This is a genomic window from Pseudomonas sp. MF6747 (assembly GCF_963890955.1).
Lineage (GTDB): Bacteria > Pseudomonadota > Gammaproteobacteria > Pseudomonadales > Pseudomonadaceae > Aquipseudomonas.
The window spans coordinates 1-21,752 of the sequence record NZ_CAWPSZ010000025.1; the positions used below are offsets into that span (position 1 = coordinate 1).

At 62.9% G+C, this 21,752-nt stretch carries 18 protein-coding genes; 10 read left to right on the plus strand and 8 right to left on the minus strand.

Annotated features, from left to right (window positions below):
- Window positions 1–15: 15 nt before the first annotated feature.
- Both AACW30_RS20965 and AACW30_RS20970 read right to left on the minus strand, forming a co-directional pair.
- The gene (locus AACW30_RS20965) at window positions 16–810 is read right to left on the minus strand and encodes a class II aldolase/adducin family protein (RefSeq protein ID WP_200625638.1); all 795 of its coding nucleotides are present in this window, start codon (window positions 808–810) and stop codon (window positions 16–18) included.
- 121 nt (window positions 811–931) lie between these two features.
- A complete protein-coding gene (locus AACW30_RS20970; protein WP_119735434.1) occupies window positions 932–1,837 on the minus strand; it encodes a LysR family transcriptional regulator in 906 nt (301 codons plus the stop codon).
- Between the two features lie 225 nt (window positions 1,838–2,062).
- Here AACW30_RS20970 and AACW30_RS20975 point away from each other — a divergent pair, with 225 nt between their 5' ends.
- The 8 genes from AACW30_RS20975 (at window position 2,063) to AACW30_RS21010 (ending at window position 10,071) form a co-directional block, all read left to right on the plus strand.
- Window positions 2,063–2,674, plus strand: coding sequence for a cysteine dioxygenase family protein (locus AACW30_RS20975; protein WP_119735435.1), 612 nt, complete (start codon window positions 2,063–2,065; stop codon window positions 2,672–2,674).
- Window positions 2,671–4,254, plus strand: a complete 1,584-nt coding sequence (locus tag AACW30_RS20980; protein ID WP_200625639.1) for a rhodanese-related sulfurtransferase — start codon at window positions 2,671–2,673, stop codon at window positions 4,252–4,254. Before AACW30_RS20975 ends, AACW30_RS20980 begins: the two co-directional genes overlap by 4 nt.
- A 99-nt stretch (window positions 4,255–4,353) precedes the next feature.
- Window positions 4,354–5,328: an ABC transporter substrate-binding protein gene (locus AACW30_RS20985; protein ID WP_106580741.1), complete on the plus strand. Its 975-nt coding sequence runs from the start codon at window positions 4,354–4,356 to the stop codon at window positions 5,326–5,328.
- Between the two features lie 14 nt (window positions 5,329–5,342).
- Entirely contained in the window at window positions 5,343–6,707 is a 1,365-nt protein-coding gene (locus AACW30_RS20990; protein ID WP_179607360.1) for an LLM class flavin-dependent oxidoreductase, read from the plus strand.
- The gene (locus AACW30_RS20995) at window positions 6,704–7,387 is read left to right on the plus strand and encodes a peroxiredoxin-like family protein (protein WP_169366402.1); all 684 of its coding nucleotides are present in this window, start codon (window positions 6,704–6,706) and stop codon (window positions 7,385–7,387) included. Before AACW30_RS20990 ends, AACW30_RS20995 begins: the two co-directional genes overlap by 4 nt.
- 22 nt (window positions 7,388–7,409) lie before the next feature.
- Complete coding sequence (locus AACW30_RS21000) at window positions 7,410–8,582, plus strand: acyl-CoA dehydrogenase family protein (protein WP_200625640.1); 1,173 nt, start codon at window positions 7,410–7,412, stop codon at window positions 8,580–8,582.
- Window positions 8,583–8,595: 13 nt separating this feature from the next.
- Window positions 8,596–9,543, plus strand: coding sequence for a D-isomer specific 2-hydroxyacid dehydrogenase family protein (locus AACW30_RS21005; protein ID WP_200625641.1), 948 nt, complete (start codon window positions 8,596–8,598; stop codon window positions 9,541–9,543).
- Window positions 9,544–9,927: 384 nt separating this feature from the next.
- Window positions 9,928–10,071 carry a hypothetical protein gene (locus tag AACW30_RS21010; protein WP_200625642.1) on the plus strand — a complete coding sequence of 48 codons (144 nt, stop codon included), beginning with the start codon at window positions 9,928–9,930 and terminating at the stop codon, window positions 10,069–10,071.
- Between the two features lie 395 nt (window positions 10,072–10,466).
- On the opposite strand, the gene AACW30_RS21015 is transcribed toward AACW30_RS21010, so the two are convergent.
- The 5 genes from AACW30_RS21015 to AACW30_RS21035 all read right to left on the minus strand — a co-directional run bounded on the left by AACW30_RS21015 (window position 10,467) and on the right by AACW30_RS21035 (window position 16,807).
- Window positions 10,467–11,354 (minus strand): LysR family transcriptional regulator, encoded by an 888-nt coding sequence (locus AACW30_RS21015; protein ID WP_200625643.1) that lies wholly within the window; start codon window positions 11,352–11,354, stop codon window positions 10,467–10,469.
- Window positions 11,355–11,536: 182 nt separating this feature from the next.
- Window positions 11,537–12,154, minus strand: coding sequence for an isochorismate family cysteine hydrolase YcaC (gene ycaC, locus AACW30_RS21020; RefSeq protein ID WP_106580735.1), 618 nt, complete (start codon window positions 12,152–12,154; stop codon window positions 11,537–11,539).
- 21 nt (window positions 12,155–12,175) lie between these two features.
- The gene (locus tag AACW30_RS21025) at window positions 12,176–14,014 is read right to left on the minus strand and encodes an amidohydrolase (protein WP_124417074.1); all 1,839 of its coding nucleotides are present in this window, start codon (window positions 14,012–14,014) and stop codon (window positions 12,176–12,178) included.
- On the minus strand, window positions 14,011–14,601 hold the full coding sequence (locus AACW30_RS21030) for an antibiotic biosynthesis monooxygenase (RefSeq protein ID WP_106580733.1): 591 nt from the start codon (window positions 14,599–14,601) through the stop codon (window positions 14,011–14,013). Before AACW30_RS21030 ends, AACW30_RS21025 begins: the two co-directional genes overlap by 4 nt.
- 1,297 nt (window positions 14,602–15,898) lie before the next feature.
- Complete coding sequence (locus AACW30_RS21035) at window positions 15,899–16,807, minus strand: LysR family transcriptional regulator (RefSeq protein WP_106580719.1); 909 nt, start codon at window positions 16,805–16,807, stop codon at window positions 15,899–15,901.
- A 204-nt stretch (window positions 16,808–17,011) separates the two neighbouring features.
- Between AACW30_RS21035 and AACW30_RS21040 the strand changes: the two genes are divergently transcribed.
- The gene (locus tag AACW30_RS21040; RefSeq protein WP_106580720.1) at window positions 17,012–17,410 is read left to right on the plus strand and encodes a helix-turn-helix domain-containing protein; all 399 of its coding nucleotides are present in this window, start codon (window positions 17,012–17,014) and stop codon (window positions 17,408–17,410) included.
- Window positions 17,411–17,468: 58 nt separating this feature from the next.
- Window positions 17,469–20,231 (plus strand): ATP-binding protein, encoded by a 2,763-nt coding sequence (locus AACW30_RS21045; RefSeq protein WP_200625644.1) that lies wholly within the window; start codon window positions 17,469–17,471, stop codon window positions 20,229–20,231.
- Here the strand turns inward: AACW30_RS21045 and AACW30_RS21050 are convergent.
- Window positions 20,178–21,677 carry an ATP-binding protein gene (locus AACW30_RS21050; protein ID WP_200625645.1) on the minus strand — a complete coding sequence of 500 codons (1,500 nt, stop codon included), beginning with the start codon at window positions 21,675–21,677 and terminating at the stop codon, window positions 20,178–20,180. The genes AACW30_RS21045 and AACW30_RS21050 overlap by 54 nt on opposite strands.
- Between the last annotated feature and the right edge of the window lie 75 nt (window positions 21,678–21,752).

The following is a 21,752-nucleotide window of genomic DNA, read 5'->3' on the forward strand; positions in this document are numbered from 1 at the left end:
CCACCACTACCGACGTCAGTTTTTATACTTGGGAGAAGGAGGAGGAAACGGAAGAAAAAAAGGATTCCAATGCCGCGCCACACCCGGTCCGGCCCCGTTGCTGAACACCCTGGCCTGCTCTTCAACCTTGGCCACCACCTCCGCCGGCGGAAAGATCAACTGCGCATTCCCGCCCGCCTGCGCCGCCACCTGGATATTGCACGCACGCTCCAGCCCCTGCAGCTGCTGAAACGCATGCTCAACGCTCACCCCCGCCGTCAACAACCCATGGTTACGCAAAATCATCACACTCTTGTCCCCCAGGTCCGCCACCAACCGCTCACGCTCGTCCAGGTCCAGCGCCACGCCTTCATAGCCGTGGTACGCGACACGCCCGGAGAACGCGATAGAGTGCTGGGAAATCGGCAACAGCCCGTCCTTCTGCGCCGACACCGCAATACCGTCACGGGTATGCGTGTGCAGCACCGCTTGCAGGTCATGCCGCGCGCCGTGGATGGCACTGTGAATCACATAACCTGCGTAATTGATGCCCAGGCCCGTAGGGTCGTCGACAATCGTGCCGTCAAGGTCAACCTTGACCAGGTTGGACGCGCTGATTTCATCGAACAACAAGCCAAAGGCATTGATCAGGAAATGCTCATCCGGACCCGGCACGCGGGCCGAGAAGTGCGTGTAGATGTGATCGGTCCACTTGTACAACGCCGCCAGCCGATAGGCCGCGGCCAGTTTGACGCGCACCTCCCACTCTTCGGGCGATACGCGCTGGCGGACGTTGCTGGAAACGCTGGATAGAGAGGTGACGCTGCTCATGGCAAAACTTCCTGGATGGCCTTAAGGACTTCCAGGCAGCCTAGGGGATGCCGAAAAATAATAAAAAGCACATTTTAATCTAAGCTAATTATTATTTTTTTTTATAAAAACTATCCTTCGCTCAGGCGGCGTTGCGGATCTTGTGCAGCGAGTCCGCGACCAGCTTGCCGAATGCATCCACCGGCCCCTGCAGGTTGCCGAGAAAATGCGGATAGATCAGCCACAAATCCATCACCGGCTTGAAATCCTTGAGCGGCATGACCGCCAGCTGCTCACGGTGAGCGCTGCGCTCCAGCAAAGGCCGCGGCACCAGCCCCAGGCCCAAACCGTCTGCCACCAGCCCCAATTGCAACTCGGTGCCGAAGGTTTCCAGGTTCACCCGCAATCCCAACCCCTGATCAGACAAGGTGCGCTGCAAGCCGGCCCGGAAACCGCAGCCATCCGGGTTCAGAATCCAGCCGTTCTGGTACACATCGGCCAACTTGCACGGCTTCTTCGGCAACTGCGCCTTGGCACACACCACCACCAACTCCATTTTGCCGATGGACTCACCGACGATGTTGTCCGGGAAAATCTTGCCTGCCGGAAACAGCGCCACCGCCGCGTCCAGTTCACCGCGCTCGATCTTGCCGACCAGTTGGCTGCCCCAACCCGTGGCGACTTGCGTGCGCAAGTCGGCGTATTCGGTGCGCAGGTGCTTGAGCGCATCGAGCAGCACCACATCGCCGATGGTCTGCGGCACGCCCAGGCGCAATACGCCGGTCGGCGGCGCATCGGTGGCCACCAGTTCGCGCAGGGCATCCATTTCGCGCAGGATCAGCCGGCATTGTTCATAAACGCGCGTACCGATCAGCGTAGGCTTGAGGGGCTTGGTGTTGCGGTCGAACAGCTCCACACCCAGCGCCTGCTCGAAGTTCTGCACGCGGCGGGTAATGGCCGGCTGGGTCAGTTGCAACGACTCGGCGGCATGGCTGATGGACTGGCAACGAATCACTTCGACAAAGGCATCGATATCGTCAATTTTCATTTGGGCCGCACATAGAGAACAGTCATTAAGATGTGTGCGAAGCATAGTTGCAGGAACGCTGCATGGATAGTCCACGCTGTGATCGATAACGTCTAACGCTATGCAGAGCGGTCCTAAATTACCTAAAGCTATAAGCTAATCATTAAAAAATAGCATATTAACTATAAACATTATGCTTATATAAACCCATCAAACCCTCCCCGTTAAAGCAGCGATGGAAGTGCCATGACCCAGGCCCGACACCCCGAGAGACTCAGAGCCTTTATAGGCGCCCTGGCGGAATTGATCGACGGCAATCCACGCGAAGGCGACCTGCTGCACCGTGGCGGCAAGCTCTTGGCGCAACTGGTCAGCCACGATGACTGGCTGCCCGACGAATACGCCCAACCCGACCCCGCGCGTTACCAGCAATTTCTGCTGCATGCCGATTCGCGCCAGCGCTTCAGCATCGTCAGCTTTGTGTGGGGGCCGGGGCAAAGCACGCCGATTCATGACCACCGCGTGTGGGGCTTGATCGGCATGCTGCGCGGTTCGGAATTTTCCCAGGGCTTTGAACGCGCACCCGACGGCCGCCTCGTTGCCGAGGGCAAGCCGATTCAGTTGGTGCCGGGTCAGGTCGAGGCCGTGTCGCCCAAGGTCGGCGATATCCATCAGGTCAGCAATGCCCACAGCGACCAGGTGTCGATCAGCATTCATGTGTACGGCGCCAATATCGGTGCGGTACGCCGCGCGGTGTATCAGCCCGACGGCAGCGAGAAACTGTTTATCTCCGGTTATTCCAACGCCTACCTCCCGAACATCTGGGATTTGTCCAAAGAAAAGAGCCCTGCCCTATGACCACCGTATCGAACCGCAGCTTCGCCCAGATCCGTCAGGCCCTGTTGGACCGTGAAGAAGTCGCCCTGGTCGATGTGCGCGAAGAAGCGCCGTTTGCCGAGTCGCACCCGCTGTTCGCTGCGAATATCCCGCTGTCCAAACTGGAGCTGGAGGTGTACGCGCGCATTCCACGGCGCGATACCCAGGTCACCGTCTACGACAATGGTGAAGGGCTGGCGCAGCGCGCTGCCGAGCGCCTGGTTGCGCTGGGCTACACCCAGGTCAGCCTGCTTGAAGGGGGGTTGGACGGTTGGCGCAAGGCCGGTGGCGAGCTGTTTATCGACGTCAATGTGCCGAGCAAGGCGTTTGGCGAGCTGGTCGAGAGCGAGCGCCATACGCCGTCCCTGGCCGCCGAAGAAGTCCAGGCTCTGCTCGACAACCAAGCCGACGTGGTGGTGCTCGACGCGCGCCGCTTCGACGAATACCAGACCATGAGCATCCCCACCGGCATCAGCGTGCCCGGTGCCGAGCTGGTGCTGCGCGCGCGTGAACTGGCGCCGGACCCGTCCACCCACATCATCGTCAACTGCGCCGGGCGCACGCGCAGCATTATTGGCACTCAATCGCTGATCAACTCTGGCATCGCCAACCCGGTGTCGGCGCTGCGTAACGGCACCATCGGCTGGACCCTGGCCGGGCAGAAACTCGCCCACGGCCAGTCGCGGCGCTTTGCGCCAACCCGCGAAGAACACCGCCAGATCGCCGCCCGGGACGCGCGCCGCGTGGCCGACAAAGCCCGCGTCGGCCGTGCGACTTTGGCTGATCTGCAACGCTGGCAGCAGGAACCGCACCGCACCACGTACCTGTTCGATGTGCGCACCCCGGAAGAATTCGAAGCCGGCCACTTGCCTGGCGCACGCTCTACTCCGGGCGGCCAGCTGGTGCAGGAAACCGATCACGTCGCCAGCGTGCGCGGTGCGCGCCTGGTGCTGGCGGATGACGACGGCGTACGTGCCAACATGTCCGCCTCCTGGCTCGCGCAACTGGGCTGGGAGGTGCATGTGCTCGACGACCTGCAAACAGCGCACTTAAGCGAAACCGGTGCCTGGGTAGCACCCGTGCCCGCGCCGCAGCAAGCCGAGTTGATCAGCCCGCACACCCTGGCGGAGTGGCTCGCCCACGGCGACACGGCGGTGCTGGATTTCACCCCCAGCGTCAATTACGTCAAGCGCCATATCCCCGGTGCTCACTGGGTCTTGCGTGCGCAATTGCCCGAGGCGCTGGCCAAGGTACCGCCCGCCGAGCGTTATGTGCTGACCTGCGGCACCAGCCAACTGGCACGCCTGGCGGTGGCCGAAGTCGAAGCGCTGACCGGCAAGCCGGTGTTCCTGCTGCAAGGCGGCACCACGCACTGGATCGCCGAACAACTGCCGCTGGAAACGGGAGAAACGCACCTGGCCTCAGCGCGTATCGACCGCTACCGCCGACCGTACGAAGGCACCGACAGCCCCAAGGAAGCCATGCAGGCCTACCTGGATTGGGAGTTCGGCCTGGTCGAGCAGCTGGCCCGCGACGGCACCCATGGTTTCTATGTGATCTGAGCCCCCTTAACGCCTGCCCCGGACCGGGGCAGGCCGCACCGACCCCTTTCCAGGCGGAGGTAACCCACACCTTTTCGATCTGTCTGGAATCTACCGCTCATGACCTTTACCCCTGCGTTCAAACGCCTGTTGCTGGGCACCGCCCTCGCCTTTGGCCTGCTCACCACCGCCCAGGCCGCCGACCTGCAACCGCTGCGCGTGGCCAATCAAAAATCCACCATCAAGGCCCTGCTGGAAGCCTCGGGCGAAACCCAAAACGTTCCCTACACCCTCCAATGGTCGGAATTCCCCTCCGCCTCACCGTTGGGCGAAGCCCTGAATGCCGGCGCCGTGGATGTTGGTGCGCTCGGTGATGCGCCGTATGTGTTTGCTCTGGGCGCCGGCGCCTCGCTCAAAGTGGTCAGCATCATCCACGCCGAAGGGCGCAACACCACCGCCCTGGTGGTGCCCAAGGACTCACCGATCAAGACGGTGGCCGACCTCAAGGGCAAGAAAATCGTCACCGGCCGCGGCTCCATCGGCCACTACCTGGCGATCAAGGCCCTGGCCAGCGCCGGGCTGACCACCCAGGATGTGCAATTCATATTCCTGCTGCCCGCCGAATCGCGGTTGGTGCTCGATAACGGCACCGTCGATGCCTGGGCCACATGGGACCCGTACACCACAGTGGTCACCTCACAAAGCCAGGCCAGGGTGCTGGTCAGCGGCAACCCGTTACTGAGCAACCACCTGTATTTTGCGGCCACCCAACAGGCCATCAGCGAAAAACGCGCGCAACTGGACGACTTTGTCGCCCGCGTCGATCGCGCTTATGCGTGGGCCAATGCGCACCCCAATGAATACGCTGCCGCCCAATCGAAAATCACCGGCCTGCCGTTGGCGGTGCACGTCGAGGTGGCCAAGGACACTCATCTGAGCCCCGTCGTGATCGACGACAGCGTGATCAGCGGCCTGCAAGCCACGGCCGACACCTATCAGAAGGAAGGCCTGCTGCCCAGGCACATCGACGTGTCGCAGGGTTTCGACAAGAGCTTTAACGCCGAGCGTTTTCCCACTTCCCAAGCATCGCGCTAAGCAAGGAGCTACACATGAGCAAGCCAGGTCAATTGCAGCCACGCCATTTGAAGCTGGGCGCCATGGTTCACGGCGTCGGTCACGGCTGGGGTGAATGGCGCCACCCGCAGGCGCAACCGAATGCCAGTACGAATTTTGGTTTCTACAAGCAGCAGACTGAATTGGCCGAAGGCGCCAAATTCGATTTCGTGTTCATCGCCGACAGCCTGCATATCCACGCCAAGTCCAGCCCGCACTACCTCAACCGCTTCGAGCCGCTGACCATTCTCTCGGCCCTCGCCGCACTGACCACGAACATTGGCCTGGTTGCCACGGTGACGGTCAGCTACAGCGAGCCCTATCAGGTGGCACGCCAGTTTGCGTCGCTGGACCACATCAGCGGCGGCCGCGCCGGTTGGAACGTGGTCACCTCATGGCTCAGCGGCACCGCCGACAACTTCGGCAAGGCCGAGCACCCACCGCATGCCGTGCGCTACCGCATCGCCAAGGAACACCTCAACGTGGTCAAGGGCCTGTGGGATTCCTGGGAAGACGACGCCTTTACCTACAACAAGCAAAGTGGCGAGTTTTTCACCCCGCACAAGCTGCACGCGCTGAACCACAAAGGCGAGTTTTTCTCGGTCAAAGGCCCGCTGAACATCGCGCGTTCGCGCCAGGGCCAACCGGCAATTTTCCAGGCCGGCACCTCGGAGGATGGGCGCAACTTTGCGGCGCAAAACGCCGATGCGATTTTCGTGCACGTCGAGCACATTGAAGAAGCCAAAGCCTACAGCGCCGACTTGAAGCGCCGCGCCAAGGGCTTTGGCCGCGACGCCCACAGCCTGTCGATCCTGCCGGGCATCCGCCCGATTGTCGGGCGCGACGCCGCCGAGGTGCAAAGCCGCTATCAGCAGGCCGTGGACCTGGTCACCGTGGAGGACGCCATCGTCGCTCTCGGCCGCCCGTTCAACGACCACGACTTCAGCCAATACCCGCTGGACGAACCCTTCCCGGAACTCGGCGACCTGGGCGCCAACAGCCAGAAAGGCGGCTCCGAGCGCATCAAGCAACTGGCCAAGGACGAAGGCCTGACCCTGCGCGAAGTGGCCCTGCGTTTCTCGCGGCCCAAGCGCGATTTTGTCGGCACCCCGGAGCAGGTCGCCGATGCGATCCAGACCTGGTTCGAAACCGGCGCCAGCGATGGTTTCATCATCAACTCGGTGCTGCCGGATGGCTTGCAGTACTTCACCGAGCTGGTGGTGCCGGTGCTGCAACAGCGCGGCCTGTTCCGCACCGAGTACAGCGGCCACACGCTGCGCGACAACCTGGGCCTGGACGTGCCGGCCAACCGTTACAGCGTCGCCACCGAGGTCGAAGAACAACAGGAGGCGCTGGCATGAGCGAATCCCTCAACCGTCAATTAGCTGAGCTGCATGCCGAACGTGTGGCCACCTGGGCGCCGGCGGCGTTGCAGGTCAATATCGACCAGCGCCAGCGCCTGGTGGATGAAGCGCAGCCCGACGCGTATGTGCAGGTGGGCGATGCGCTGGACCCGTTCACCTTGCTCAATGTGGAAGGCGGCGAACTGAACCTCGACCTGCTGCTGGCCGACGGGCCGGCGGTGCTGATTTTCTTCCGTTTTGCCGGCTGCCCGGCGTGCAACATCGCCCTGCCCTATTACGAGCGCCAGCTCTACCCACGCCTGCGTGAATGGGGCGTGCCGCTGGTGGCGGTCAGCCCGCAAGTGCCACAGCGCCTGGTCGAGATCAAGACCCGCCATGACCTCAAACTGCTGGTCGCCAGCGACCCGGACAACACCCTCGGGCGGCGCCTGGGCATTCTTTACAGCTTTGACGAAGCCTCGCGCAATGCGGCATTGGCCAAGGGCAGCAGCATCGGCGAAACCACCGGCACCGGTACGTGGGAATTGCCGCAGCCAACCGTGGTGGTGATTGCCCAGGACGGCACGGTGGCGTTTGTCGAGGTCAGCCCGGACTGGCTGGTGCGTACCGAGGCCGAGCCGGTGTTGCAGGTGGTGGAGCGCTTGTTGGGCCAACAGCCCGTGCGTATCGCTATCTAAGACCACATTTTTGACCGAGTACATGCTCATGACGTCCCAACCTTCCTTACGCTGCGTGGAAGTCGCCAACTTCGAAGCCCTGCTCGAACGCCTCAGCGCCGAGCTGGCAAGCACCGCGCACCTGTACGACGCCAGCGGTGCTTTCCCCCACAACAATTTTAAGCTGCTGCATGACCGCGGCCTGGTCGCCCTCACTGTGCCCAAGTCCTTGGGCGGCGGCGGTGCCAGCTTGCCCCAGGCGCGCAAGGCGATCAGCGCGATTGCCAAGGGCGAGCCCTCCACCGCGCTGATCCTGGTGATGCAGTACCTGCAACACACGCGCTTGCAAGACAGCAAGACCTGGCCCCAGCACTTGCGCGTGCAAGTGGCCGAAGACGCGGTGCGCAACGGCGCGCTGATCAACGCCCTGCGCGTCGAACCCGACCTCGGCACCCCGGCGCGGGGCGGCCTGCCGGCGACCACCGCCGTGCGCACCGCCGAAGGCTGGCGCATCAGTGGGCGCAAGATTTACTCCACCGGCAGCCATGGTCTGAGCTGGTTCAGCGTATGGGCGCGCAGCGATGACGCCGACCCGCTGGTGGGCGCCTGGCTGGTGCGCAGGGATAGCCCCGGCATAAGCATCATCGACACCTGGGACCACTTGGGCATGCGCGCCACCTGCAGCCATGAAGTGGTGCTCGACAACGTGCTGGTGCCGCTGGACCACGCCGTCAGCGTGAGCCCCTGGAGTGCGCCGCAGCCAGAGCTGGATGGCGATGGTTTCCTGTGGATGTCAGTGTTGCTGTCTTCGGTGTATGACGCCGTGGCCCAGGCTGCACGGGACTGGCTGGTGAAATGGCTGGAGGAGCGCAAACCATCCAATCTGGGCGCAGCGCTGTCGACCTTGCCGCGCTTTCAGGAAACCGTCGGCCATATCGACACGCTGCTGTTTGCCAACCGCAGCCTGCTGGATGCCGCCGCTGAAGGCCACACACCGGCCGCGAATGCCGCGCAGTTGAAGTACCTGGTGACCGGCAACGCGATCCGCGCCGTCGAGTTGGCCATCGAAGCCTCGGGCAACCCCGGCCTGTCACGCCACAGCCCGCTGCAACGCCATTACCGCGATGTGCTGTGCAGCCGCGTGCATACCCCACAAAACGACGCCGTGCTGCAAGGCGTCGGCAAAGCTGTGTTCGCCCAACGTGGCCAAAAATGAATAAGGAACGCTCATGAGTCAGGTGATTATTGCCAGCCAGCTGGACGAAGACTACAACGCGGTGATCCGCGAACGCCTCGCCTCGATTCATCCTGAAGCCCAGGTGATCGGCGTGCCTGCTGGTGTGCCGAGTGACTTGCCGCCCCAGGCCAATATCCTCTTGTTGCGCCCGATCAACGTGCGCGGCTACACCGCGCCGGACACCCCGCCGCCGGGCTGGCCGTACGGCGCGCAGTGGGTGCATCTGGTCTCGTCGGGCATCGACTTCTACCCGCAGTGGCTGTTCAACGGCCCACCGGTAACCACCTCGCGTGGCAGCGCCGCCGACAACCTCGCCGAGTTCGCCCTGGCGGCGATCTTTGCCGCGTCCAAGCATTTACCGGCTATCTGGGTGAAGGATGCCCACTGGAATTTCACGCCATTGCGCCCACTCAAGGGCACTACCCTGGGCATTCTCGGCTTTGGCGCAATTGGTAGAAGCCTCGCGCAAAAGGCGTTGGCGCTCGGCATCAACGTGGTTGCTTTGCGTCAAAGCCATGCCTCTTTTGACGTCGACGACGTCGAAGCCGCTCGGGATATCCACGACCTGTTCGCCCGCGCCGACCATCTGGTGCTGGCGGCGCCGCTGACCGAGAGCACGCGGCATATCGTTAACCGCGATGTGCTCGGCAGTGCCAAGCCGGGGCTGCACCTGATCAACATCGCGCGCGGTGGTTTGCTGGATCAAGAGGCGTTGTTGGAGGCGTTGGATAACGGTCAGGTTGGCCTGGCATCGCTGGACGTGACCGAGCCGGAACCGCTGCCGGATGGGCACCCGTTGTACAGCCATCCGCGGGTGAGGTTGTCGCCGCACACCTCGGCGATTTCGACCAACAGCCAAGAGGAGATTGCCGATACGTTCCTGGCGAATCTGCAGCGGTATGTGGACGGCTCGGAGTTGGCCAACCTCGTCGATCGCTGAGCCAAACCTCAATCAAAATGTGGGAGCGGGCTTGCTCGCGAATGCGGTGGATCAGTCAGCTTATTTGTAACGGATGCACCGTATTCGCGAGCAAGCCCGCTCCCACAGTTGTTCTGAGTGGTGTCAGTGGTTCAGCAACCACCCGCCAGGCGTTTACGCAAGAATTCCACCAGCGCCTGCCAAGAGGAGATTGCCGATACGTTTCTGGCGAATCTGCAGCGGTATGTGGCCGGTTCGGAGTTGGCCAACCTCGTCGATCGCTGAGCCAAACCTCAATCAAAAAGTGGGAGCGGGCTTGCTCGCGAATGCGCTGGATCAGCTACAGATACGCTGACTGACACACCGCTTTCGCGAGCAAGCCCGCTCCCACAGGTGTGCGATGTTGTGTCAGTGGTTCAACAGCCACCCGCCAGGCGTTCACGCAAGAATTCCACCAGCGCCAGCCAAGAGGAGATTGCCAATACGTTCCTGGCGAATTTGGAGCGTTACGTGCAGGGCTCGGAGCTGGCCAACCTCGTCGATCTCTGAGCCAAACCTCAATCAAAATGTGGGAGCGGGCTTGCTCGCGAATGCGCTGGATCAGCTACAGATACGCTGACTGACACACCGCTTTCGCGAGCAAGCCCGCTCCCACAGGTGTGCGATGTTGTGTCAGTGGTTCAGCAACCACCCGCCAGGCGTTCACGCAAGAATTCCACCAGCGCCAGCCAAGAGGAGATTGCCGATACGTTCCTGGCGAATCTGCAGCGGTATGTGGACGGTTCGGAGTTGGCCAACCTCGTCGATCTCTGAGCCAAACCTCAATCAAAATGTGGGAGCGGGCTTGCTCGCGAATGCGCTGGATCAGCTACAGATACGCTGACTGGCACACCGCTTTCGCGAGCAAGCCCGCTCCCACAGGTGTGCGATGTTGTGTCAGTGGCTCAGCAACCACCCGCCAGGCGCTCGCGCAAGAATTCCACCAGCGCCTGCACGGGTCTGGAGCTCTGCCGGTGCTGCGGGTAAACGGCTGACAAGGTCAGCGCTTCAGGGGCGAAGTCTTCAAAAAGCGTGACCAAGCGCCCGTCCTTCAACGCGTCGGCCACGATAAACGTTGGCAGGTACGTGACGCCCAATCCGGCAATCGCCGTGTCGCGCAACAACTCGCCGTTGTTCACGCGCATGCGCCCGCTGACATTCACCGACTGCAGTTTGCCCTTGGTCTGGAAGCGCCACTGCACCTGGCGGCCGTGGCCGTAGGGCAGGCAATCGTGGTCGGCCAGGTCTTCGGGCTTGAGCGGCGTGCCGCGCCGGGCCAGGTACTCGGGGCTGGCGCAATACACCCGCTCGACACTGGCGATGCGGCGCGCGATCAAGGTCGAGTCTTCAAGGGTGCCGATGCGCAGCACTAGGTCGTAGCCTTCGCCGATCAGGTCAACAGGCCGGTCACTGAGGTCGACTTCCACCGACACGTGCGGATAGCGCTGCAGAAATGACGGCAACAGGCAACCCAGGTGAGCCATGGCAAACGACAGCGGCGCACTCAGGCGCAGCGTGCCGCGCGGCTCGCTGTTCTGGCCGGCGATGCCCTGCTCCACTTGCTCGACGTCACTGAGCAATCGCAAGGCGGATTCGTAATAACTCTGGCCCAGCGGCGTGACGTCCAGGCGGCGCGTGGAACGGTTGAGCAGGCGCACGCCCAGGCGGTCTTCCAGCTGAATCAGGCGGCGGCTGACAAATTGCTTGGACAGGCCCAGTTGCTCGGCGGCGGCGGTAAAGCTGCCGGACTCCATGACCTGGCAGAACAGGCGCATGTCTTCGAAGGGGTTCATTGTCGCTTCTCGGTGGACATTTTGCTGATTTATAACCGGTCAGTCATGGCACCACAAATCAAATGTGGGGGCCGGGCTGGCCCGCGACAGCGCAGCGTCAGCCAACCGTGATGTCGACTGATGCTGCGCCATCGCGGGCAAGCCCGGCTCCCACAGGGTTCAGCGGTGTCCTGTCTGCGGGGTTACTTGGCAGTAAACGCCGAGTAGCTGTTCATCAGGTTGCGGTAGTTGGGAATGCGTGGCGACAGCAGGTTGGCCAGGCCTTCCATGTCGTTGCGCCAGTCGATCTGCAGCTCGCAGGCCACCGCAAACCAGTTGACCAGGTGCGCACCCGCTGCGCTCATGCGCGCCCACGACGCACGTTGCACGGCCTCGTTGAACGTCCCCGAAGCGTCGGTCACCACAAACACCTCGAAGCCTTCAGCCAGCGCGGCCAGGGTCGGGAACGTCACGCAGACGTCGGTCACCACACCGGCGATGATCAATTGCTTGCGGCCGGTGGCCTTGACGGCCTTGACGAAATCTTCGTTGTCCCAGGCATTGATCTGGCCAGGGCGCGGGATGTACGGCGCGTCCGGGAACAGCGCCTTAAGCTCCGGCACCAACGGGCCGTTGGGGCCGGTTTCAAAGCTGGTGGTGAGGATGGTCGGCAGCTTGAAGAACTTGGCCACATCCGCCAGCGCCAGCACGTTGTTCTTGAATTCGTTGGGCGAGAAATCCTGCACCAGCGAGATCAACCCAGTCTGGTGGTCCACCAACAGCACCACGGCGTCGTCTTTGTTCAAGCGTTTGTAAGTCATGGGGTAGCTCCTTTGGGGGTTTTAGAAGGCAAAGCACGAGCAGCCAAACGCGCCCCAGAAACCCTGGAAGTCGCTGACCGGCACGCTGGAAAGGCGCGCTTTTTCATGGCCATGGGCATGCACGCCACACGGGCCGCTGCATTGATGGACCTGGGCTTGTAACGCTGAACTTGGGCGCCAGTGCCCCGGCACCTTGACCACCGGCGACCAGTCCGGCAGCACCGGCACGCGTGGCGGTGCGAAATCTTCGAAGTCGCCGGCGCCGTACACCACCTTGCCGCCGACCACGGTGAGCACCGACTCGATCCACTTGATGGCTTCTTCATCGACACTGAAAAAGTCTGCCGACAGCGCGGCAACGTCCGCCAACTGGCCGACCTTGATCTGGCCCTTCTTGCCCTGCTCCGACGAGAACCAGGCACTGCCGTGGGTGAACAGCTCCAACGCGGTGAGGCGCGGCAGGCCTTCGGCGTGCAGTTCCAGGCCGCCGACGGTGCGGCCGCTGACCATCCAATACAACGAGGTCCAGGGGTTGTAGCTCGACACCCGTGTGGCATCGGTGCCCGCCCCGACCGGTACGCCTTCAGCCAACATGCGCTTGATCGGCGGCGTGGCTTCGGCCGCCTTGGCGCCGTAACGCTCGACAAAATATTCGCCCTGGAACGCCATGCGATCCTGGATCGCGATACCGCCGCCAAGCGCACGCACGCGCTCGATGTTGTGCGGGGTGATGGTTTCGGCGTGGTCGAAAAACCACGGCAGGCCATTGAACGGAATGTCGCGGTTGACCTTCTCGAACACGTCGAGCATGCGCGAGATGGATTCGTTGTAAGTGGCATGCAAGCGGAATGGCCAGCGCTGCTCGACCAGATGCCGAACCACCGGTTCCAGTTCCTGCTCCATGGTCAGCGGCAGGTCGGGACGCGGTTCAAGGAAATCTTCGAAGTCCGCCGCCGAAAACACCAGCATCTCGCCGGCGCCGTTGTGGCGCAGGTAGTCATCGCCCTGATGCAGGGTGACGCTGCCGGTCCAGTGCTTGAAGTCGCTGAGTTCTTCCTTAGGCTTCTGGGTGAACAGGTTGTAGGCGATGCGCACCGTCAGCTGTTCATCTTTGGCCAGTTGCTCGATCACCGCGTAGTCATCGGGATAATTCTGGAAGCCACCGCCGGCATCGATCGCACTGGTAAGGCCCAGGCGATTGAGTTCACGCATGAACTGTCGGGTCGAGTTGACCTGATATTCCAGCGGCAATTTCGGCCCCTTGGCCAGGGTTGCATAGAGGATCATCGCGTTAGGCCGCGCCACCAGCATGCCGGTGGGGTTGCCGTTGCTGTCACGCACGATCTCGCCGCCCGGCGGGTTCGGCGTGTCTTTGGTATAGCCGGCCACCCGCAGGGCGGCGCGGTTGAGCAAGGCACGGTCGTACAGGTGCAGCACGAACACTGGCGTGTCCGGCGCGGCCTGGTTCAGCTCCTCCAGGGTCGGCATGCGTTTTTCGGCGAACTGGAATTCGTTCCAGCCACCGACCACGCGCACCCACTGCGGCGTAGGCGTGCGATCCGCCTGATCCTTGAGCATGCGCAGCGCATCGGCCAGGGACGGCACGCCTTCCCAGCGCAGTTCGAGGTTGTAGTTCAGCCCGCCACGGATCAGGTGCAGGTGCGAGTCATTGAGGCCAGGGATGACGGTGCGGCCCTTAAGGTCGATGACCTGCGTGCCACTGCCACGCAACGCCATGGCTTGGGCGTCGGTGCCGACCGCGACGAAGCGGCCCTGGTGAATAGCAACGGCGGTGGCACGCGGGTTTTCACGGTCCACGGTGTGGAACTGGCCATTGAACAGAATCAGATCGGCGTTCATAGGGTTTCCTTTACAGAGGCTTCAAGCCAGGGAGCGAACAGGCGGGTGGCGGCCGGCATCAGCAGGTAGACCACCAGCAGCACGATGGTCAGGGTGACCAGGAAGGTTGCGACCACGTAGTTGGAGAGGAACGGATGCAGGCGTAACACCGGGCCCCAGACGATCGGAATCAGCAGGGTCAGCGGCAGGATGACAAACAGGGTCACCACGGCTTGTTTCCAGCGCGGTGGTTTGGCGGCGCTGTCGGCCAGGGGGGCGAACCAGAACTCATTGACGGCACCGATTTCGGTGTTGTCGCCGTCGGCGAGCATGGGCGTAGCTTCGTTGATCAGGGCTTGGCGCTCGGGGGAGTCGAGCCAGCGTTCGAGGTCGTCGGTGGAGCGGTAGCGCAGGACGCAGGTGAACAGCGCCAGGCGGTTTTGTTTGCTGCGCACGACATCGACGCCGAGGTGGCCTGGGCGTTCGCCAGCGATGCGCACGATGCGGCGTAGCCAGGCTTCGTAGTCGGCTTCGCGACCGGGTTTGATCAGGTGTTTGACGACCAGGGTGACGACTTCGTCGGGGCTGGTTTTGGGTGTTGGGTCCATGGTTTTGATTCCCCCCTGGAGAGTTGTGCGATAGGGGGAGTTTGGGGGGCAATGGGGGGGTTGGAATTGGATGTATGTGCTGTTTGACGTGGCGGCCTCTGGGCCGACCATGTGGGGGGTTGGGTTGAGTACATATCCATTATTTGAGTAACGGCCGCTATGGGTTCCGCTCTTACAGCGGGTCACTTTGGAAAAGCCCCAAAGTAACCAAAGGGCTCTTGCCCCACCACTCGGCACCTCGCTTAGGCTCGGTGTGCCCGAACGAAGGCTTGAATCCGTGGGCCGCCGTGACGGGCCATCCATGGCCCAACACGGCTAACCCGGCGTCCTGCCGGGTTACCCACGGATTCAAACCTGCGTTCGGCCAGCGTGGTTTAACGGGGCGCCTAAGATCAAAGTCAAAAGCAGATCAAGATCAAAAGCAGAGCACGGCGGCCTGGTAGCCGACCTGAGTGGTTAGATCAAAAGCAAAGCCGAGGCGGCCTGACAGCCGACCTGATCCTGGAAGCTGAACTCAATCAAATGTGGGAGCTGGCTTGCCTGCGATGGCATCAACCCGGTGTACCTGACACACCGAGGTGTCTGCATCGCAGGCAAGCCAGCTCCCACAGAAAAGCAAAGCAGTGCAGTGGTGGAGGCTGAACTCGGTCAACTTGTGGGAGCGGGCTTGCTCGCGAAGGCGGCCTACCAGTGATACATGAGCTGACTGACCCACCGCATTCGCGAGCAAGCCCGCTCCCACATTTGGATTTCTGTGAATCAGATAGATGGGAGTCGTTTGTACTCGGTCAAAGGTGGGAGCTGGCTTGCCTGCGATGGCATCAACTGGTTGTGCCCGATAGACCGAGGTGCCTGCATCGCGGGCAAGCCCGCTCCCACATTTAGATCTCTGTGCATTGGACAGAAGTGTGTTGCTGTGCTTTTGATCCGCTTTTGCTTCAACCACTCAGGTCGGCTACTAGGCCGCCGTGCTCTGCTTTTGATCTTGATCTGACAGGCCCCGTCAACCACGCTGGCCGAACGTAGGCTTGAATCCGTGGGTAACCCGGCAGGACGCCGGGTTAGCCGCGTTGGGCCATGGATGGCCCGTCGCGGCGGCCCACGGATTCAAGCCGGAGTGAGGGCATGCCGAGCCTAGGCGAGGCACCGAGTGGTGGGGCAAAGACCTTTTGGTTACTTTTGGGGCGTTTGCCAAAAGTGACCCGCTGTAAGAGCGGAACCCTAAGTGGCCGTGACCGCAGCAACGGATATGCACCCAACCCAACCCCCAACCTGGTCGGCCCAGAGGCCGCCACGCCTAAACCGCCCGCGACATATGCTCACTGATACGCGACCGCAGCCACCGCTCCGCCGGGTCATTATCATGCACCCCACTCCAAACCATCGACAACTCCGCCGCCTCAATCTCAAACGGCGGATCCTGCGCCCGTAACACCGTCCCCTCAGTCAACGCACAGGCCGCATAATCCGGCACCGTCGCAATAATCCGCGTGCCCGCCAACAACGCCCGCAACCCACTGAATTGCGGCACCGCCAACACCACCCTGCGCGCCCGGCCGATCCGCGCCAGGTCCAGGTCGATATTGCCGCTCAAATCCCCCGAAAACGACACCATCGCATGCGGCCGCTCGCAGTAATCATCCAGGGTTAGCGGCGCCTCCCCGTCATCCCCACGCAGCACCTTGCACGGAATATCCCGCAGCTTCTTGCGCTTGGCATTCGCCGGCAATTCCGTGGTGTAACTCACCCCCACCGAAATCTCCCCGCTGGCCAACAACGCCGACATCAGCAGGTAGTTGGCCCGACGCACCACCACGATAATCCCCGGCGCCTCCTCACGCAGTTGACTGAGCAGCGGCGGAAACAACCCGAACTCCGCATCATCCGACAAACCAATACGAAACACCGCGCAGCTGGTGGAAGGGTCAAAATCCTTGGCACGGCTGACCGCGCCGGAAATGGTGTCCATGGCCGGTTGCAACTCCTTGAGTATCGCCAGCGCCCGTGGCGTGGGCTCCATGCCCCGCCCATTGCGCAGCAGCAACGGGTCGTCGAACAAATCCCGCAAGCGCCCAAGCGCCGCACTCACCGCCGGCTGGCCCATAAAGAGCTTCTCGGCAACCCGGGTCAGGTTCTTCTCGAACATCAATGCTTCGAAAATCACCAGCAGGTTCATGTCGACGCGGCGCAAGTCGTTGCGGTTCATGGCGGCTTCCAAACGGTTTCCAGGCCGCCAGATAAGCAGATACCGCCATGCGGCGATTGCACGCCTGTGCTGTCTTTTCCGCGCCCTGACCTGGCGAAATTAACAACGATTAACTCGTCAGCCAGACGGTCCGGCGCCAAAAATGAAGCGGTCTACACTGGATCCATTCACCGGGAACGCTCCCATCGACTACGGATATTTGTCATGGCCCGACTTGAGTACTGTGCTCCGCGCTTCTCCGCGACCGGCGGCCTATGCCCCCGACGCGAGCGCATTGCCAAACAACTGATCCTTGCCAACCTCGGCGAAAGCCTGGCAATTGCCGACCTGGCGCAGGCTTGCGCGCTGTCGCGCAGCCACTTCTCCCGCGCCTTCAAGTGCACCACCGGGCTGTCGCCGCAGGAGTGGATTCGCCAACAGCGTATCCAGCGAGCCAAGGAACTGATCACCGGCTCTTCCTTGAGCCTCACGCAAATCAGCCTGGAATGCGGGTTTTGCGACCAGGCGCACTTCTGCCACATGTTCACGCGCAGCGAAGGCGTCAACCCGATGACCTGGCGAAACCACCACTTACGTCACAAGCCGCAAGTGATTGCGGCCTAGTGGTCTGTACGCACCTGGAATATGCTGGCCGAACCCTTTTTTCCGAGCATGGGCCACCATGAGTGACCTCAGCGACCAGGCCGTGCATTTCGGCCCCTACTGCATCCACCCGCGCCAACGCCTGGTGCTGGAGGCCGGTCGCCCGTTGCGCCTTGGACGGCGTGCGGTGGAGATTTTGCTGATCCTGCTGGAGCAGGCCGGCAATGTGGTGAGCAAGCAGGAATTGATCGCGCGGGTCTGGCCGAAAACGGTGGTGGAAGACGGCAACCTGCGGGTGCACATGGCGGCGTTGCGCAAGGCACTCGGCGATGGCCAGGCCGGGCAGCGCTACATCGTCACCGTGGCCCAGCGCGGCTACAGTTTTGTTGCGCCACTGAGCATCGAACCGATGACGATTCCTGCCGACGGCCTGCCCCACAGCCAGGGCCATAACCTGCCACTGCGGCGCACGCGCATGATCGGTCGCCAGGCGCTGATTGATGCATTGGTGAAGCAACTGCCGCAGCAACGCTTTATCACCCTGACCGGCGCAGGCGGCATCGGCAAGACCACCGTGGCGCTGCGCGTGGCCGAATTGCTGATCGGGCATTACCGCGACGGCATTCGCCTGCTGGACCTGGCACCGCTGAGCGCGCCGTCGATGATCCTGCCCAACCTCGCCACGCTGCTCGACCTCACGCCCCAAGCGCACGAGCCGCTGCTGACCTTCGCCCGCAGCCTGCACGCGCGTCAGCTGTTGCTGGTGATCGACAATTGCGAACACCTGCTCGACGACATCGCCCTGATCAGCGAAACCCTGCTGCGCCACGCGCCCCACGTGCACATCCTGGCCACCAGCCGCGAAGCGCTGCGGGCCGAGGGCGAATACGTGCAGCGCCTGGAGCCGCTGGCCTGCCCGCCCGCCACCGGCAACCGTGCCCAGGCCCTCGGCTACCCGGCGTTGCAGTTGCTGATCGAACGCGCCATGTCCCATCAAGACCGTTTTGAACTCAGCGAAGCGCAACTGCCGCTGGCCATTGATATCTGCCAGCGCCTGGACGGCATTCCCCTGGCGATCGAGTTGGTGGCGGCGCAGATCCAGCGCTTCGGTCTGCCGGGGCTGCTGGTGCAGATGGAAGACAACTTTCGCCTGCTGGTGCGTGGCCGACGCAGCGCCCTGCCCCGTCAGCAAACCCTGCGCGCCACGCTGGACTGGAGTTTCGAGCTGCTGACGGCCTGCGAGCAGATTTGCCTGCGGCGCCTGGCCGTGTTTCGTGGCGGGTTCAGCCTGGCCAGCGCAGCGGCGGTGATCGCCGGGGAGCGGATCGCGCCAAACGAGGTGCTGGGCTCGATCACCCAGTTGGTGGCCAAGTCGCTGCTCAACGTCGAGGCTGGCGATGACGACGTGGTCTATCGCTTGCTCGACATCACCCGCACCTACGCGCTGGAAAAACTCAGCGTGGCCGCGGAGCTTGAGGCCACCCGCGAGCGCCACGCGGCGCGCTGCCTGGCGCTGATGGAACAGGCCCGGGAGGACTGGGAACTGATCGCGACCCAGGCGTGGATCAGCCGCTATGCCCCGCTGCGCGAAGACATCCGCGCCGCCCTCGATTGGTGCCTGGGCGAGATGGGTGCGCACCTGCTGGGTATTCGCCTTACGGTGAGTGCGATGCCGTTGTGGCAGGAACTGTCGCTGCTGCACGAGCACGGGCTGTACGTGGGCAAGGCCCTGGCGCGGCTGGCGCAGTCAACCGCGCCGAGCCAACGCCTGCAGATGGAATTGCAGCTGGCGCTGGGCAGTTTCTCCTACCACGCCCAGGGCAGCACGCCACAGACCATTCAAGCCTTTGCCGGCGCGCTGCGCCTGGCACAAGCGAGCAACGACCTCACCGGCCAGCTACGGGCGGTGTCGGGCCATATGGCGGTGAATTTGTGCAGCGGCAACTACCGTGAGGCGTTGGCACAGAGCCTGCACTTCGATCAGCTCGGTCCACAATCCGAGCCATTGCTGGACCTCAGCGCCCAGCGCCTGCGGGTGTTGGCGCAGCACTTTGCCGGCAACCAGGCACTGGCGCTGCACAACGCCGAACAAGTGATCCAGCGCATGGCCCACAGCGGCCATCTCAATCGGTTCACCCATGGCTTTGGCGTGCAATACGACCAGAGTGTGGCGTCGTTGACAATGCTTGCGCGCACCCTGTGGCTACGGGGTTTTGCGGAGCGTGCCTGGCGCACCGCCAACCAGGCGCTGGAGCTGGCGCTGCAGATCAACCACGGCACCTCGATCTGCTACACGCTGGCCCTGGCCGGCGTGGTGATCGCCCGCTACAACGGCGATACCGCCGCGGCGCGCTCGTTGCTCGACCTGTTGCTGCAACAGGCACAAAAACACTCGGTGCAGCTGTTTCATACCTGGGCGCAGCACTACGCGGGCACGGCGCCGCAGGCGGGTTTGCAAGGGCTGGGCCTGGTCCGGGACACGCTGGTGACGTTCAACGCCATCGACGTAGATGATGAAGTGTTTGAACGCGCCAGAAGTGGCGCGGCCGGTTGGTGCAGCGCCGAGATTCTGCGCGTGCGAGCCGAGGCGTTACCTGACCTTCACGCGCGCGAAACGCTGCTGCTGGAGGCGCTGGCCCTGGCGCATCAGCAAGGCGCGCTGGCCTGGGAGTTACGCAGCGCAACGTCGCTGGCAAGCCTATGGCAGAGCCAAGGACGGCGGCAGGCGGCGCGCGACCTGTTGAACGCCCTCTACACGCAATTCAACGAAGGCTTTGCCACCCACGACCTAGTCTGTGTACGCCGCCTGCTCGACGAGTTGCAGGACAAACGGCCGGCCTGAACTGCAGCCCAGGTAATGCCCATACCCCTTTTGCAACTGCGCGACTTGCGCCGGGTCGCGCAGTAGCGCCAGGGCGTAGCTGCGCACGCTGTTGAGCAGCCGGTAACGCGCAGGGCCAGGGCCCGGTTCCACCGCCAGCATCGAGGTGGCCGCCAGACGCGACAGCAGGTAGGACAGGTCGGCGTGTTCCAGCTCGGTGCCTGCCACCAGCTCGCTCAAGCGCGGCAAGGTCACGGCCATTTTGAACAGCGCCAACTGCAGCAACAGCCAACGCTGCGGCAGGCTCAGGCGCTGATACGACCAGTCCAGAGCCGCGATCAGGGATTGGTGCCGTTCCACTGCCGTGCGCCTGCCGCGCGTCAACACCTGCAAGCCTTGTTGCAACTGCTCGTGCACACCCCGTATGCCCAGGGCATCGACCTGGGCCGCCGCCAGTTCCAGGGCCAGGGGAATACCGTCGAGCCGCCGGCAGATGTCGCGCAGTGGCGCCAAATCCTGGGCACGCAGCACAAAGCCCTGCTGACCGGCACGCAACCGTGCGACAAATAACTGAACCGCCGCAGCGGCCATCGCCTGTTCGACACCGCGCCAGGCCGAGGGCATCGGCAGCGCCAGCCTGGGCACGTGTTGCACCCATTCGCCGGGCACCTGCAAGGCTTCACGACTGGTCAACACCACCGTCACCTGCGGCGCGTGTGCCTGCAACGTGCGCACCAGGTGGCGGCAGGCGCCGAGCAACACATCGGCGCCGTCGAGTACCAGTAACAGCTGGCGCACCGCCAACTGCTCGGCCAGTGCGTTGGCGCTGCCACAGGGTTGCAGGTTCAGCGTTGCGGCCAGATGAGGCAGCATGTGGGTTGGCCCCTGCACCGCTGCCAGATCCACCCAGCACACGCCGTCGCGATAACGCGGCAACACGCGTTCAGCCAGGGCCAGGGCCACGGTGCTCTTGCCCACGCCAGCGCAGCCGGTGAGCATGATCAGGCGTTGGCTGTACAAGCGCCGCACCAATGTGCCCAACAGCTCATCACGGCCCAGCACCGGGCTGAGTCGCACGGCCAGATTGTGCCAGGGCAGCGCCGATGCGACGCTGGACGGCGCAACACAGCAGTAGCCACGCAAGGGTTCATTGAGGATATAGCGCTGCCCGTCCAGCGCACGGCGCAGGGCCGCGATGTGCACGCGCAGGTTGTTCTCTTCCACCACGCTGCGCGGCCAGACCCGCGCAATCAGCGTGTCTTTGCGCACAAATTGCCCAGGCGTCTCCAGCAGTACCGCGAGGATATCCAGCGCACGCCCACCCAGCGGCACCGGCAGGCCTGCCTTGCTGACCAGGCGCTGTTGGCGGTGAAAGGTGTAGGGGCCAAAGCTGACTGCGTGTGGGTTGTGCATGCGGGTCAAAGCGCTGGAACACCCGGCCTTGGGCGTTTGCGCATCCTTTTCCATGGGCCTGTGGCTATCTTGCCAGCTCGCCATGACAGGACAATGCTGGCACGGGGAGCGCCACGGCCAATCAGGTGC

Excerpts from the sequence above, each read along its gene's own strand:
- AACW30_RS20965 (WP_200625638.1), bottom strand. The coding sequence starts at position 810 with ATGAGCAGCGTCACCTCTCTATCCAGCGTTTCCAGCAACGTCCGCCAG.
- AACW30_RS20970 (WP_119735434.1), bottom strand. The coding sequence starts at position 1,837 with ATGAAAATTGACGATATCGATGCCTTTGTCGAAGTGATTCGTTGCCAG.
- AACW30_RS20975 (WP_119735435.1), top strand. The coding sequence starts at position 2,063 with ATGACCCAGGCCCGACACCCCGAGAGACTCAGAGCCTTTATAGGCGCC.
- AACW30_RS20980 (WP_200625639.1), top strand. The coding sequence starts at position 2,671 with ATGACCACCGTATCGAACCGCAGCTTCGCCCAGATCCGTCAGGCCCTG.
- AACW30_RS20985 (WP_106580741.1), top strand. The coding sequence starts at position 4,354 with ATGACCTTTACCCCTGCGTTCAAACGCCTGTTGCTGGGCACCGCCCTC.
- AACW30_RS20990 (WP_179607360.1), top strand. The coding sequence starts at position 5,343 with ATGAGCAAGCCAGGTCAATTGCAGCCACGCCATTTGAAGCTGGGCGCC.
- AACW30_RS20995 (WP_169366402.1), top strand. The coding sequence starts at position 6,704 with ATGAGCGAATCCCTCAACCGTCAATTAGCTGAGCTGCATGCCGAACGT.
- AACW30_RS21000 (WP_200625640.1), top strand. The coding sequence starts at position 7,410 with ATGCTCATGACGTCCCAACCTTCCTTACGCTGCGTGGAAGTCGCCAAC.
- AACW30_RS21005 (WP_200625641.1), top strand. The coding sequence starts at position 8,596 with ATGAGTCAGGTGATTATTGCCAGCCAGCTGGACGAAGACTACAACGCG.
- AACW30_RS21015 (WP_200625643.1), bottom strand. The coding sequence starts at position 11,354 with ATGAACCCCTTCGAAGACATGCGCCTGTTCTGCCAGGTCATGGAGTCC.
- ycaC (WP_106580735.1), bottom strand. The coding sequence starts at position 12,154 with ATGACTTACAAACGCTTGAACAAAGACGACGCCGTGGTGCTGTTGGTG.
- AACW30_RS21025 (WP_124417074.1), bottom strand. The coding sequence starts at position 14,014 with ATGAACGCCGATCTGATTCTGTTCAATGGCCAGTTCCACACCGTGGAC.
- AACW30_RS21030 (WP_106580733.1), bottom strand. The coding sequence starts at position 14,601 with ATGGACCCAACACCCAAAACCAGCCCCGACGAAGTCGTCACCCTGGTC.
- AACW30_RS21035 (WP_106580719.1), bottom strand. The coding sequence starts at position 16,807 with ATGAACCGCAACGACTTGCGCCGCGTCGACATGAACCTGCTGGTGATT.
- AACW30_RS21040 (WP_106580720.1), top strand. The coding sequence starts at position 17,012 with ATGGCCCGACTTGAGTACTGTGCTCCGCGCTTCTCCGCGACCGGCGGC.
- AACW30_RS21045 (WP_200625644.1), top strand. The coding sequence starts at position 17,469 with ATGAGTGACCTCAGCGACCAGGCCGTGCATTTCGGCCCCTACTGCATC.
- AACW30_RS21050 (WP_200625645.1), bottom strand. The coding sequence starts at position 21,677 with ATGGAAAAGGATGCGCAAACGCCCAAGGCCGGGTGTTCCAGCGCTTTG.